Raw genomic sequence first — 12,957 nt, 5'->3', positions numbered from 1 at the left:
CCCTTGTCGCACGAAGCCATGCATCCAGGGCGCTTTCCGGTCATGCCGTTCCGACGTACCAGGTGGAGACTATATGCGACTTCTTGCCCTTCTTTCGTTCTTGATGCTGTGCACCTTGGCGCCGCTCTCACACGCCAAATCCCTGCACGAGGGTTGGCAATCCGTCGATGGCATGCAGATCTTCTACCGCGAAGGCGGCAACCCCGCCGATCCGACCGTAGTGTTTCTTCACGGAAATCCACTTTCCTCGCTTATGTATGCCGAGGTGATGGAGACGCTGGCCAGCACCCGGCATCTGCACGTCATCGCCATGGACTATCCATCCTTCGGCTACTCGGATGCACCGGATCATGTGCGCTATGCCTATACGTTCGACCACCTTGCGCAGACCGTGGATGACTTCCTCAAGGCACGCAACATCGCGCGCTACAGTCTTTACATGCAGGACTACGGTGTTCCCGTGGGCTTCCGCCTGATGACCCTGCATCCCGAGGCCATCGCTTCCGTCATGGTGCAGAACGGCGTGATTCACCTCGATGGCTTTCCCGCCGCACAGGATCCCCAGGGAGAGTTGCGGCGCCATTGGGAGCATCGGAACGCGGCCTTGGACAGTCGTCGCGCCGCCTACGTGCAGTCCCTTGCCTATCCGAAGTCCGCCGGCTGGGATGACGAAGATCATGCCGGCCCAGATGCACTGATGCAGATGATGGCTGCAGAACAGCGACCTGGTGTGATCGATGCTCGAAACGATCTCTGGTTTGACTATGGCAACAACGTGAAACGCTACCCCGCGTGGCAATCGCTGCTCAGCCGGCTGAAGGTTCCCGTCTTGGTGCTCTGGGGCAAAAAGGACACGTTTTTCACTACGCCGGGTGCCGTTGCCTATAAGCGAGACGCGCCACAAGCCGAGATCCACATACTCGACTCTACGCATTTCGCCACGCTCGACGCCCCCGACACGGTGGCCAGCCTGGTTGGCGGGTTTCTCGCGAAGCACCGCGATGCATTGCGATAGCCCCGGCATGTTGTGAAAGCAGGCAGGTCCGCTTCGGGTCGGAAGCGGACCCGGCGACGATGCCTGCACATCCACCTGCCGGCCATCGCCACGTTTGAAGGCCGATCAAGACCCGCATCCGGTTTCGGCGTGGCCGAGATGCGCAGCGCAGCCGCCACGCGGCAGCCGCGAGGCCTCACACTGAAGCTGCGATGCGCCCCACCTCGGCGAGTACCGTGGCACGTTCCTCGCCGCTCACCGCCGGATTGACGTAGTAAGCCGTCACCAGCAGCGGCTTGCGCTGCGGCGGCCAGAAGATCGCGACGTCGTTGCTCTCGCCGTTGGCACCGCTGCCGGTCTTGTCGCCGGCCTGCCAGTTGCCGGGCACACCGGCGCGCAGCTTATCGACCCCGGTGCTGCAAGCGCGCATCCATGCCACCAGCCGATCGCGCGAGGCGACGGAAAGCGCATCGCCAAGCAGCAGGGTGCGCAAGCCGCCGAGCATGGCGTCCGGCGTGGTGGTGTCGCGCAGATCGCCGGGCGATCCGACATTGAGCTCGGGTTCGGTGCGGTCCAGCCGGCTCAGCGGATCGCCCAGCCGCCGCGCGAAGGCCGTCACCGCAGCCGAGCCGCCCAGGCTTTTCAACAGCAGATTGTCTGCCGTGTTGTCGCTCACCGTGATCGTCGCCTCGCACAGCTCGGCCACGCTCATGCCCGGCGCACCCACGTGATGGCTGGTCACCGGCGCCCAGGACAGCACCACGTCTCTGCCGAACACCACACGCCGGTCCAGCTGTTCGACACCGCGATCGACGCGCGCCAACACCGCGCCCACCGCCAGCACCTTGTGCGTGCTGCACATCAGGAAGCGTTCGTCCGCACGGTAGCCGTAGCGGCAGCCGTTGCCGGTGTCCAGGATGGCCACGCCCAGCCGTCCGCCGTAGCGTCGCTCCAGCGCAGCCAGCCGAGTCCCGGCATCTTCCGCTCCGATGGCGCGGGCCGGGACGGCGCGAAAAGCAAGCGCCGAGGCGCCCAGCACAGCGGTCTTCAACAGGGTTCTGCGATCCATGGGATTCCTTTGCCAGCAGATGGGAGGTGGGTCGGACCGCCACTGTGGGGGAGCGCCCGGACTTTTTCGGGCAACGCAGATGGCAAGCCTGTGGCACACCGCCAGTCGCGGCTGCGGCTCAGTCCCGCGTGCGGAAGATCGCCACGCGGTCGAGTGTCGGCACCACGTCGGTCGCCAGCCAGGCTTCCGCAGCCAGCACGGCCGTGCACGGGCCGAAGCTGCACACGCGAAACGCACGGCGCCCGGCCTCGCGCCGCAGTGCGTCCAGCACGCTGCGCAGGATCGAGCCGGTGAATGGCGTGTACAGATAGAACACGCTGCCGATGGCGAAATCCGCCTCGCGCGCGTCGGCCTGCAGGAACTGCGCCCTCGCCAGCTGCAAAGCCTGCGCACAGGCACGCGCACCATGCACATAGACCGGCTCGATCTCGATGCCGACGCCACGTGCCTTCGTGCAGATCGCCGTGAGCAAGGGCACGTGGCCAAGGCCCGAACCCAGGTCGACCAGCACGTCGTTCTCGTTCAACGCCAGACGATCGAGCAGGTCGAACACATGCCGCGCCGGCGTGGGCTGGTAGAACACCATCTCCGGTGCCAGCGCCGAGGCTTCGCCCGGCTCCCCGAACGGCAGCACGCCGCTGACCAGCTCGTCCCGCCAATCGTAGGCATCGCCGGGGCGGTGTGGCGCATCGTCGGGTGCACCCCGCCAGCCGTACAGCGCATCGTGCCCCTCGCCACGGCGGATCGCCTCGCGGAGGGTTTCGAACTGCACTGCATTGACCGCTTCCAGCCGCTGCTGGATCGCCTGCGCACGTTGCGACAGCGCGCCCTCGCCCGTGGTGGACATCAAGGCATCGAGGCGATCGAGCGCCTCGATGCGTTCGCGGAACTGCGGCGATGCGTCCAGCGCGCGGTCGGCTTCCAGCGCCTCGACCAAAACCTGCAAAGCTGCACTCATCGAATACCCCTACCCTTGCTCCGGCTCGCCGGCCTCATGCCGACGCCATCGCCGCCAACTTGGCGATCGTGTTGATGTTGCGCGCGGTACCCGCCTTGGCGGCGGGAATGCGCAGGCGCGAATCGGCCATGCCGTCGCCGTAGTGCACGTAGATCTCGCGCCGCCCCAACGCCAGCAGCTCGTGCTTGCACCCGCTGGCATGCTCCAACGCATCGGCGGGCGGCGGGCTGTCCAGGAAGATCGCCACCACACGGTTGCCCGGCGCATCGGGGAACGGATTGGCCGCCAGCACGGCGGCCATTTCGGCCGCGGTGCGCACCAGCACGCCCACCGGCTTGCCGGCGTATGCCGCCAGCCGCGACTCCAGCGCCGCCGCCACCGCGCGCTCCGCCAGCGCACTGCGCAACACCACGTTGCCGCTGGCGATATAGGTGCGCACGTCCAGGAAGCCGGCCTGCTCGCACATCGCGCGCAGATCGGCCATCGGCAGCTTGCCGGTGCCGCCTACGTTCACCGCGCGCAGCAAGACCACGTAGCTGTGCATCCCGGCACTCACCGCGAGGGAATCTTCAGGCCGCGTTGCACCGCCGGCCGCGCTAGGCCGCGCTGCAGCCAGGCGTCGACGTGCTTGAACCGGTCGTACTCCACCAGCTCGCGCGCCTCGTACCAGGTGATCAGGTTGTTCACCCAGCCCAGCGTGGCGATGTCGGCGATGGTGTACTCGTCGCCCATGATCCAGTCGCGGCCGGCGAGACGCTCATCCAGCACGCCGAGCAAGCGCTTCGACTCGTTGACGTAGCGCGTGAGCGGCCGCTTGTCCTCGTATTCGCGGCCGGCGTACTTGTGGAAGAAGCCCACCTGGCCGAACATCGGCCCGATCGCTGCCATCTGGAAGTACAGCCACTGGATCGTCTCCCAGCGCCGCGCCGCATCGGCCGGCAGGAACTGGCCGCTCTTCTCCGCAAGGTATTGCAGGATCGCGCCCGACTCGAACAGGCCCAGCGGCTTGCCGTCCGGACCGTGCGGGTCGATCAGCGCGGGAATCTTGCCGTTCGGATTCAGCGCCACGAATTCCGGCAGGTGGCTCTCGTCGTTGCCGATGTCGACCAGGTGCGCCTCGTAGGGCAACCCGGTTTCCTCCAGCATGATCGACACCTTCACGCCGTTCGGCGTGTTCAGCGAATACAGCTGGATGCGGTCGGGATGCTGCGCGGGCCAACGGCGATTGATCGGGAAGGCGGACAGATCGGACATGGGGAGTCTCAGGGGGACGGACCCGACATCATGGGCATCGCTCCGCCTCGCTTCAATGGTGCGTTCGCGCATCGGCCTTTTGAAGCGTGACCGGCGTCCCCATGACAGCCGGTGCGATCGATCTTCGCCGCGAGGCGTAAGCTAGTCGAGTTGCCCGCATCCCTGCACCGGAGAACCCGCATGACCCAGACCCACGCCTATGGCACTGCCTCCGCCAGCCAGCCGCTCGGCCCGCTCAGCATCGAACGCCGCCAGCCGGGGCCGCACGACGTCAAGATCGACATCCTGTTTTGCGGTGTGTGCCACTCCGACCTGCACACCGCGCGCAACGAATGGCAGAACACGCTCTATCCCTCCGTGCCCGGCCACGAGATCGTGGGCACCGTGGTCGCCGTGGGCGACAAAGTGACCAAGTTCAAGCCGGGCGACACCGTGGGTGTGGGCTGCATGGTGGACAGCTGCCAGCACTGTGCTTCCTGCGCCGACGGCGAGGAGCAGTACTGCGAGAACGGCTTCACCGGCACCTACAACGGCCGCGGCAAGGAGAACACCTGGGGCGGCTACTCCGAGAACGTCGTGGTGGACGAGAAGTTCGTGCTGCATATCGGCCACAAGCCCGAACAGCTCGCCGCCGTGGCGCCGCTGCTGTGCGCCGGCATCACCACGTATTCGCCGTTGCGCCACTGGAACGTCGGCCCCGGCAAGAAGGTAGGCATCGTGGGCCTGGGCGGCCTCGGCCACATGGGCGTGAAGCTGGCCCACGCGATGGGCGCGCACGTGGTGCTGTTCACCACCTCGCCCGGCAAGCAGGAAGACGCCAAACGCCTCGGCGCCGACGAGGTGGTGGTATCGAAGGACCCGGCGCAGATGGCGTCGCACGCCGCCAGCTTCGACTTCATCCTCAGTACCGTGGCCGCCTCGCACAACCTCGATCCGTTCCTTGCCCTGCTCAAGCGCGACGGCACGCTGTGCCTGGTCGGCGCGCCCGAGCATCCGCACCCCTCGCCCACCGTGTTCAACCTGATCCTGAAGCGCCGCCAGCTCGCCGGCTCGCTGATCGGCGGCATCCGCGAAACGCAGGAAATGCTGGATTTCTGCGCCAGGCACGGCATCGTCTCCGACATCGAGATGATCGCGATGAAGGACATCAACACCGCCTACGAACGCATGCTCAAGGGCGACGTGAAGTACCGCTTCGTGATCGACATGGCCACGCTGAAACAGGGCGCGAAGGCTGCCTGAGACTGAACCCACTCCCTTGGGGAGTGACCGGATGCGGCGTGGGCACTACGCCCATGCCGCATCCGCTTCCCACCACCCGATGTCCAACCGATGACCCCGCTGCAGCATTTCATCGCTTCCCATCCGCGCCTGTTCGTGCTCACTGGCGCAGGCTGCAGCACCGCGTCCGGCATCCCCGATTACCGCGACCGCGACGGCCAGTGGAAACGCACGCCGCCGGTCACCTACAGCGCCTTCATGCACGAGCCACCCACCCGCCGCCGCTACTGGGCGCGCAGCATGGTGGGCTGGCGCCGCTTCGGCCAAGCCCAGCCGAACGCCACGCACCACGCACTGGCTGCGCTGGAGCGGCAAGGCAAAGTCGGGCTGCTGGTGACACAGAACGTGGACGGCCTGCACCAGCGTGCCGGCAACACCCGGGTAGTCGACCTGCATGGCCGGCTCGACACCGTGCGCTGCATGGTCTGCGACTGGCGCGGGCCGCGCCACGACTTCCAGCGCGCGCTGGTCGAACGCAATCCGGACTGGGTGAATCTCGACGCCGCCGACGCGCCGGACGGCGACGCCGACCTGGAACATCACGACTTCGCACGTTTCGACGTGCCGCCGTGCCCACACTGCGGCGGCATCGTCAAACCCGACGTGGTGTTCTTCGGCGAAAACGTGCCACGCGAACGCGTCGCCGCCGCCATGGATGCCTGCCGCGAGGCCGACGCGATGCTGGTGGTCGGCTCCTCGCTGATGGTGTACTCCGGCTACCGTTTCGCCCATGCCGCCGCACAAGCCGGCAAGCCCGTCGCCGCGGTCACGCTGGGCCGTACCCGCGCCGATGCGCTGCTCACGCTGAAGGTGGATGCGCCCTGCGAGGAGGCGCTGGCTTTTCTCACCGCGGATACTCCCGCTGTGCAGGTCGCCTGAAAGAAAAGGCCCGGCAGGTTTCCCCGCCGGGCCTTCCGTTTCAGCGATGACGCATCAGCGCCTCACCTGCCGCACGCTCACTTCGCGTCGGCAACTTCGCCGCAATTGATCTTGCTGCAGTCGAAATCGACTTCGACGCCACGTCCCACCGTCACCGGGACGTCGGGGTGTTCGGCGATCGCCTGGCCGTTCTGCTTCAGCGTGACCTTGTAGGTGCCCAGGCCCAGCGAGGGTGCGTAGTAGCGGCCCATGGAATCGACGGTGACCGTGCGCCCGCTGCCATTCGAGGTGCTGCGCACGGTGATGCTGTAACCCGCCGGCGCCTTGCCGAACACCGTGCCGGTGGTGGCCTGTGCGCTGGCCGTGGAAATCCCGGCCAGTGCGAACACAGCAGCGGCGCCAGCCAGCATCAAGCCCCGGCCAAGGCGACGCGAGGCGGGGCGGAACGAGGAAATGCTGTTCATGAGTGCTTGGTATCCATTCAAGTCAGTGGGGGAACACGGGCACGCCAGGGGTTTGGCGATACGCCCGTGGTAGTTGCGGACGGTGGCGTTCCGAAACCGGCAGATCGCCGGACGGTTTCGATACGCACCGTCCACCGCCGCCCGGTGGGCAAACCACCGGACGACGGCGTACAGACCCTTGCCCGGCATGCCGGCCTTCGTAGGCAAGAAGTCATGTTTGCTTTGCGGCACAGCAGCGATGGCGGCATCGAGAGAGCGCCCGGCCGGAGCCGGGCGGCGCGTGCGAAGCGGCTGGAGCCGACGCAGCATCATCTCGATGCGCTTAGGCGACCAGCATGCCGCCGACGGTCGCCACGCAGATCAGCAGGCAGACACTGAACAGGCTCTGCAGCATCAGGGTTTCGAATTTCATGATGGTTCTCCTTGAGCGGGGGAATGAAGCTTTCGAGATAGATATGGCAAGCACCGTGCCAACGCCTGCCATGCCCCGAAACCCGCATTCCCAAGCCATTTCCACATCGACCGGCAAATGCGGACATCCGTCCGCGGACACTTCCTCCGGACAACGGACGCATGGCATCGCGTCCGGCGACGCGACCGCGATGCCATGCGTCGACCATGGGCCGGTCAATATCGGGCCTCCTGTCGATCCGATTCGCATTCGTTCGTCGTCTTGTAGAAGGCGACCGCATCGGCCGCCGTGTCCGCCGAGGAAACAGCCATGTCCTACATCGATGGTTTCGTGATCGCCGTCCCCAACGCCAACCGCAAGCAGTTCATTGCGCACGCCAAGACATTCGACGCCATATTCATCGAGTTCGGCGCCACGCGCGTTGTGGAGTGCTGGGGCGACGACGTGCCCGACGGCAAGCTCACCGACTTCCGCCGCGCCGTGCAGGCGAAACCGGACGAGTCCGTGGTGTTCTCGTGGATCGAATGGCCCGACAAGGCCACCCGCGACGCCGGCATGGCGAAATGCATGAACGATCCGCGCATGGCGCCCGGCGCCGACATGCCTTTCGACGGCAAGCGCATGATCTTCGGTGGCTTCGCGCCGGTGCTCAGCCTGCCGGGCTGAACGGTCAATCCAGCGGCCAGGGCAACTGGCCGCTCAACTGATCGGCAGCGTCGGCCGCGGGCGCATCCGGTCTGGTCGCGGGCAGGTTGCCGGCATGCTGCCCGCGTCGCCACCACGGCTGCACTTCCCGACGCTCCACGGGCTCTGCCGGTTCGCCCAATCGCGGCAGCAGCAGCGCGGTGTCGTTGGGATCGGCCAGCGCAAGCAGATCTTCGACCGGCTCGTCCCAGGCATGCGTGGCCAGCGCGAACGTCCCCCAATGCACCGGCATCAGCACGCCGCCGCCAAGCAGGCGGTGCGCCGCCAGCGCATTGGCAGGCCCCAGGTGGATGTCGCCCCAGGAGGGGTGGAACGCGCCGACTTCGAGCATCACCAGGTCAAACGGGCCGAGCCGGTCGCGGATGGATTCGTATTCGGTGGTGAGTCCGGTGTCGCCGCTGAAAAACACGCGGTGGCGATCGCCGGCCATGACCATCGATGACCACAAGGTCTGGTTGCGGTCCTTCAGGCCGCGACCGGAGAAATGCTGCGACGGCGCGGCGGTGATGGTAAGGCCGGTGCCAGGCACGCGATGGCTTTGCCACCACACCAGCTCGGTGATGCGCGAAGGCGCGATGCCCCAGTTTTCGAGGTGGGCGCCAACGCCCAGCGAAGTGACGAACGGCACCTTCGACTTCGCCAGCGCGCGGATCGTCGGGTAGTCCAGGTGGTCGTAGTGGTCGTGCGAAATGACCACGGCATCGATCTCGGGCAGGTCGCGCAATCCGACCGGCACCGGCTGGAAACGCTTCGGCCCGAGCAGGGTGAACGGCGAAGCGCGCTGCCCCCACACGGGATCGGTGAGGACCCGCCAGCCGTCGATCTCCAACAGCACCGTGGAGTGGCCCAGCCAGGTGGCACGCAGCCCGCTCGCAGGTTTCCGCAACCACACGCCGCGCGGATCATCCGCAGGCAACGGCTCCGGCGGCGTGCGCCCGTCGTCGCCGCACAGGAACTCGCGCAGCGTCGGCCGCGGGGCCAGCGGATCGCGCAAGCCGGGCAGTACCGGATGGATGTTGCGCAACCGTTCGCCGTCCCACAACGGCAGGTCGCGCAGCCGCTCCAGCCGCTCGCCCTGCGGTGGTTTGCCGAAGGATTTCATGTTCCGCTCTCCATCATCGCCAACCAGCTCCCGCGAACCATGGGGGCGCGATGCGCCAGGCCCAAGGTAGCCGTCGCCAGGCACCGGGGGGACGGGTTCGGCGTCGACTTTTTGCGAACTCGACGGGCTCACGGACAGGGTTCAGGCATGGAACCCGGCCGCCCGCCCCGGCCGGCCATCGCACGCCGATGCGTTATCGATTACATCACTGCCGGCTAACAGCCGCCGGCGCAGATTCACCACACTGGCCGTGGCAATCGGACAAGGTTCTGACCATGAAACCCGAATCGCACATCCCATCGCCGTTGCACTTCCGGGCGTGGGTCGATTACTTCGCGCACCTCATGCATCCATCGTCGGCGGCTGCCGCGAACCGGGTTCCGCCGCCGTTGACGAGACGGCAGCAATTGCTGGAGGCGCAGGAACTGAAGCGGCGCGTGCAGCGGGAGCATATGCTCGAGCTTCTTCGTGAGGTGAAGGATCGGCATAGACCCCACGTTTGAGACACCCGCGTCCACCGGTTGAAAAGGCCCGCAACGACGCGGGCCTTTGCTTTTATCGACGTGGCGACCGTGCCGCAGGCATCGCGTCGTCAAGCCAGCGCCAGTGCGCGCCGCCGCCGGGCGCGTTTCCAGCGGCGCACCAACCAGACAACCAGCGCGATCGCCAGGACGAGTATCACGAGCGCTGCCACGCCCAGCGCCATCATTTCGTGCGGCTGGTGGATGATGGTGAAGCCGTCGTGCTCGGCGTAGAGGCCGTTGAATCCATCCAGGATGGCGGGAAGGCGCAGCAAGTCCGCCTTGCTCATCGGCAGCGCGCGTTCGCCCGGGTGATAGGTGGAACCAAACGGGAAGGTGTTGCCGGCGCGGTCCATCTCGACATGGCCGCCCAGCACCTGGCTGACCGGACGGTTCGCGACGAAATCCACCACGCGCTTCGCGCTGGCCTGATCCTCGGCGGTATCGTCGATCAACAGCCGGCCCGGCAGGAAAAAGTCCCCGGAAAAGAACAGCCCGGTCGTGCGGTCGTAGAACGCGATGTGCGACGGGTAATGGCCAGGCACCGGCAGCACGTCGATGATCCGGCCGCCGAGATCGACCTGGGCAAGGCCGTTGGGCCAATCGGCGAAATGGAAATAAGACCGCACGTGATCGAGGTCGGCGTACACCACCGTGGCGCCAGGCAGGTGCTCGAACTGCGGATCGCCGGCGCGGTGGTCCAGGTGCCCATGCGTGTGGACCACAATCAGCGGCATCTTCGATGCCCCTTCGCCCGGCAGCAGCCGCATGACCGTCTGCGCCAACGGCATCCGTTTCGGATCGGCCACGTCGCCGGTGTCGATCAACAGCGCCTTGCTGGAACCCACCAGCAAGTACATGAAGGGCGCCTCGAAGGTGGCGCACAGGTTCTCGCGCAGGATGTAGGTGTGGTCGTTGTACGCATGCACCTCAAGGGGCGGGTGCGGCTTCACGGCACAGTCCTCCGCACCTTCATCCCAGTGCATGGCCACGGAGCCGGGTACGAGCTGCGACCGCGCGGACGGAGCCATCGTCAACAAGCCAACGGCGAGCAAGCCAGCAAACAGAAATCTCATCGGGGGCGCCTGTGCAGGGAGAAGCAGCGGGAGGCCACCGAAGCGCGGCCATGCGGCTTGCCCTGTGATGCCTCGACCTCGCGGAGGGTTTAACGCGCACGGCTAAAACATTCCCGGACCGCAAGAACATGGATTCGCCAGCGCAAAAACAAACCCGGATGCGCTTGTCGCCGTATCCGCGCGATCCATGTGACCATGCCGGGATTCCGTCCACCCACCGAAGAGGCAAGCCATGAAACCCACCGGCCAGCGTTTCCTGACGATCTATGCCGGCGTGCTGACGGCGGTATTCGCTGCCACGATGCTGAGCGGCTTCGCGCGGGCGCCCAGGAAGCTCTCGCTCGACGAGCTGGACGTGCAACGCATCAATGTGCGCGAACCGGACGGCACGCTGCGCCTGGTGATCTCGGATACCGCCACCGCGCCGGGCATCATCATCAAGGGCAAGGAATATCCGCACCCCGACCGCAAGGCCGCCGGCATGATCTTCTACAACGACGAAGGCACCGAGAACGGCGGGCTGATCTTCGGCGGCGAGAAGGACAAGGACGGCACCAAGGAGTCGCACGGCCACCTATCCTTCGACGCCTACGAGCAGGACCAGACCATGGCGATCGATTCCCACCAGGAAAAAGACGGCCGCTACACCAAGCTGCAGTTCAACGACTACCCGGACTATTCGATCCTGGAGGAAATCCAGCTCATGGCCGCCATCAAGAACCTGCCGGCGGACCAGCAGCAAGCCAGGCTGAAGGCTTTCTTCGCCGAGCACGGCAGCCCGACCCGGCGCATGGTGCTAGGCCGCAATACCGATGGCAGCGTGCAGCTCGCGATGGACGACTTGCAAGGCCGCCCGCGCATCGTGATGAAGGTCGCCAAGGACGGCTCGCCCTCGCTGCAGATGCTGGACGCCGACGGCAAGGTGACCGGCGAGCTGGTACCCAGGCACTGATCCATCGCATCGCCCCGGCAGCCGGCGCAACCGGCCCGGGGCGTCTTGCCTGGCGAACCTTCCCTCTCCCGGTTTGCCGTTGACGGGATCCCCTGCACGGCGGGAAAACACGCGGCCATGGCACCATGTCGATTCGCGTGCCCCTCCTTCGTCGAAGTAGATGAAGGGCCTCCTCGCCGCCCTGAACCAGGAGAACCGGAATGAGCAGCAAGAACACGATCTGCCTTTGGTACGACGGCACCGCGCTGGATGCCGCGACCTTCTACGCCAAGACCTTCCCGGACAGTGCGGTGGGCGCCGTCTATCGCGCGCCAGGCGACTATCCCGCGGGCAAGCAGGGCAACGTACTGACGGTGGAGTTCACGGTCATGGGCATCCCGTGCCTGGGCCTGAACGGCGGCCCCGGGCTCCCGCACACCGACGCATTCTCGTTCCAGGTAGCCACCGACGACCAGGCCGAAACCGATCGCTTGTGGAACGCGATCATCGACCACGGCGGCCAGCCCAACGCCTGCGGATGGTGCAAGGACAAGTGGGGCCTGTCGTGGCAGATCACCCCGCGCGCCCTGGTCGCCGCGATCGCCGACCCCGATCCCGCCGCCGCCAAGCGCGCGTTCGAGGCCATGATGACGATGACGAAGATCGACATCGCCGCCATCGAGGCCGCGCGCCGCGGCTGACGATGGCCGCGTCCAGCCGCCAGGCGTGGCGGCAAGACGCGCGACCCGAAATGTGCCCTGTCCCGCGATGTCGATTTCGACGGGCGCTATTCGTTGTGACCATGCACACCCCGACGTGACCACCGATCCGGCTGGCACGATCCTTCGGTTTCACGCCAGCCTTCATCCCCCAAGGAGCAACACGCCATGCGGTACATGATGTTCATCAAGCACCCCACCGACTACGACCACAGCAATGTCCCGCCCGCCCTGTTCGAAGCGATGGGCGGATTCATCGCGGAATACGCGCAAAAGGGCATGTTCATCGACGGCGCGGGGCTGAAACCGCTCGCGAAGGGAACGCGTGTCCGCCTCACCGGTGGCAAGGTGATCGTGTCTGACGGACCGTTCGCCGAAGCGAAGGAGGTCGTGGGCGGGTATTCCCTGATCGAAGCCCCCACGCACGCGGACGCCGTCGCGCTGGCGACGAAGTTCATGGAGCTGCACCGCACCCACTGGCCCGAGTTCGAGGGCGAGTCCGAGGTGCGTCCGCTGGAGGAATAAGGCAGCAAGGTGCCAGCGTCGACCCGGACAGCCTTCCGAGTCGGCCCTGGCACTCCCCTCTTTTCCC

Annotated in this window: 15 protein-coding genes; 8 read left to right on the top strand and 7 right to left on the bottom strand. The window is 66.2% G+C overall.

Annotated features, from left to right (window positions below; genetic code table 11):
- Positions 1 to 73: 73 nt before the first annotated feature.
- Positions 74 to 1,015 carry an alpha/beta fold hydrolase gene (locus ISP14_RS10575; protein WP_404539289.1) on the top strand — a complete coding sequence of 314 codons (942 nt, stop codon included), beginning with the start codon at positions 74 to 76 and terminating at the stop codon, positions 1,013 to 1,015.
- A gap of 175 nt (positions 1,016 to 1,190) precedes the next feature.
- On the opposite strand, the gene bla is transcribed toward ISP14_RS10575, so the two are convergent.
- From bla to ISP14_RS10555, 4 genes are all read right to left on the bottom strand, one after another.
- Positions 1,191 to 2,063: a class A beta-lactamase gene (gene bla / locus ISP14_RS10570; RefSeq protein WP_404539286.1), complete on the bottom strand. Its 873-nt coding sequence runs from the start codon at positions 2,061 to 2,063 to the stop codon at positions 1,191 to 1,193.
- Positions 2,064 to 2,181: 118 nt separating this feature from the next.
- A complete protein-coding gene (locus tag ISP14_RS10565) occupies positions 2,182 to 3,021 on the bottom strand; it encodes a hypothetical protein (protein WP_404539285.1) in 840 nt (279 codons plus the stop codon).
- A 34-nt stretch (positions 3,022 to 3,055) separates the two neighbouring features.
- Positions 3,056 to 3,565: a DUF1697 domain-containing protein gene (locus tag ISP14_RS10560; RefSeq protein WP_404539863.1), complete on the bottom strand. Its 510-nt coding sequence runs from the start codon at positions 3,563 to 3,565 to the stop codon at positions 3,056 to 3,058.
- 8 nt (positions 3,566 to 3,573) lie between these two features.
- Positions 3,574 to 4,275 carry a glutathione S-transferase N-terminal domain-containing protein gene (locus ISP14_RS10555; protein WP_404539282.1) on the bottom strand — a complete coding sequence of 234 codons (702 nt, stop codon included), beginning with the start codon at positions 4,273 to 4,275 and terminating at the stop codon, positions 3,574 to 3,576.
- Positions 4,276 to 4,455: 180 nt separating this feature from the next.
- On the opposite strand from ISP14_RS10555, the gene ISP14_RS10550 reads away from it, so the two are divergent.
- Both ISP14_RS10550 and ISP14_RS10545 read left to right on the top strand, forming a co-directional pair.
- Positions 4,456 to 5,517, top strand: coding sequence for an NAD(P)-dependent alcohol dehydrogenase (locus tag ISP14_RS10550; RefSeq protein WP_404539279.1), 1,062 nt, complete (start codon positions 4,456 to 4,458; stop codon positions 5,515 to 5,517).
- A gap of 90 nt (positions 5,518 to 5,607) precedes the next feature.
- Positions 5,608 to 6,435 carry an NAD-dependent protein deacetylase gene (locus ISP14_RS10545; protein WP_404539277.1) on the top strand — a complete coding sequence of 276 codons (828 nt, stop codon included), beginning with the start codon at positions 5,608 to 5,610 and terminating at the stop codon, positions 6,433 to 6,435.
- A gap of 77 nt (positions 6,436 to 6,512) precedes the next feature.
- Here ISP14_RS10545 and ISP14_RS10540 read toward each other — a convergent pair whose 3' ends face one another.
- Positions 6,513 to 6,899 (bottom strand): carboxypeptidase-like regulatory domain-containing protein, encoded by a 387-nt coding sequence (locus tag ISP14_RS10540; protein WP_404539274.1) that lies wholly within the window; start codon positions 6,897 to 6,899, stop codon positions 6,513 to 6,515.
- Positions 6,900 to 7,620: 721 nt separating this feature from the next.
- Here ISP14_RS10540 and ISP14_RS10535 point away from each other — a divergent pair.
- Entirely contained in the window at positions 7,621 to 7,977 is a 357-nt protein-coding gene (locus ISP14_RS10535) for a DUF1428 domain-containing protein (RefSeq protein ID WP_404539271.1), read from the top strand.
- 4 nt (positions 7,978 to 7,981) lie between these two features.
- On the opposite strand, the gene ISP14_RS10530 is transcribed toward ISP14_RS10535, so the two are convergent.
- The gene (locus ISP14_RS10530) at positions 7,982 to 9,118 is read right to left on the bottom strand and encodes an MBL fold metallo-hydrolase (RefSeq protein WP_404539268.1); all 1,137 of its coding nucleotides are present in this window, start codon (positions 9,116 to 9,118) and stop codon (positions 7,982 to 7,984) included.
- A gap of 275 nt (positions 9,119 to 9,393) precedes the next feature.
- Between ISP14_RS10530 and ISP14_RS10525 the strand changes: the two genes are divergently transcribed.
- Positions 9,394 to 9,621, top strand: coding sequence for a hypothetical protein (locus tag ISP14_RS10525; protein WP_404539265.1), 228 nt, complete (start codon positions 9,394 to 9,396; stop codon positions 9,619 to 9,621).
- An 89-nt stretch (positions 9,622 to 9,710) separates the two neighbouring features.
- Here the strand turns inward: ISP14_RS10525 and ISP14_RS10520 are convergent, their stop codons facing one another.
- Positions 9,711 to 10,592 carry an MBL fold metallo-hydrolase gene (locus tag ISP14_RS10520; protein WP_404539262.1) on the bottom strand — a complete coding sequence of 294 codons (882 nt, stop codon included), beginning with the start codon at positions 10,590 to 10,592 and terminating at the stop codon, positions 9,711 to 9,713.
- Between the two features lie 355 nt (positions 10,593 to 10,947).
- Here ISP14_RS10520 and ISP14_RS10515 point away from each other — a divergent pair, with 355 nt between their 5' ends.
- The 3 genes from ISP14_RS10515 (at position 10,948) to ISP14_RS10505 (ending at position 12,890) form a co-directional block, all read left to right on the top strand.
- On the top strand, positions 10,948 to 11,667 hold the full coding sequence (locus tag ISP14_RS10515) for a hypothetical protein (protein WP_404539259.1): 720 nt from the start codon (positions 10,948 to 10,950) through the stop codon (positions 11,665 to 11,667).
- Between the two features lie 200 nt (positions 11,668 to 11,867).
- A complete protein-coding gene (locus tag ISP14_RS10510; protein ID WP_404539258.1) occupies positions 11,868 to 12,347 on the top strand; it encodes a VOC family protein in 480 nt (159 codons plus the stop codon).
- Positions 12,348 to 12,533: 186 nt separating this feature from the next.
- On the top strand, positions 12,534 to 12,890 hold the full coding sequence (locus ISP14_RS10505) for a YciI family protein (protein WP_404539255.1): 357 nt from the start codon (positions 12,534 to 12,536) through the stop codon (positions 12,888 to 12,890).
- Positions 12,891 to 12,957 lie beyond the last annotated feature (67 nt).

It is taken from the genome of Dyella agri (assembly GCF_044904705.1).
GTDB classification, from domain to species: Bacteria; Pseudomonadota; Gammaproteobacteria; order Xanthomonadales; family Rhodanobacteraceae; genus Rhodanobacter_A; species Rhodanobacter_A agri.
This window is presented reverse-complemented; position numbering and strand designations above follow the sequence as displayed.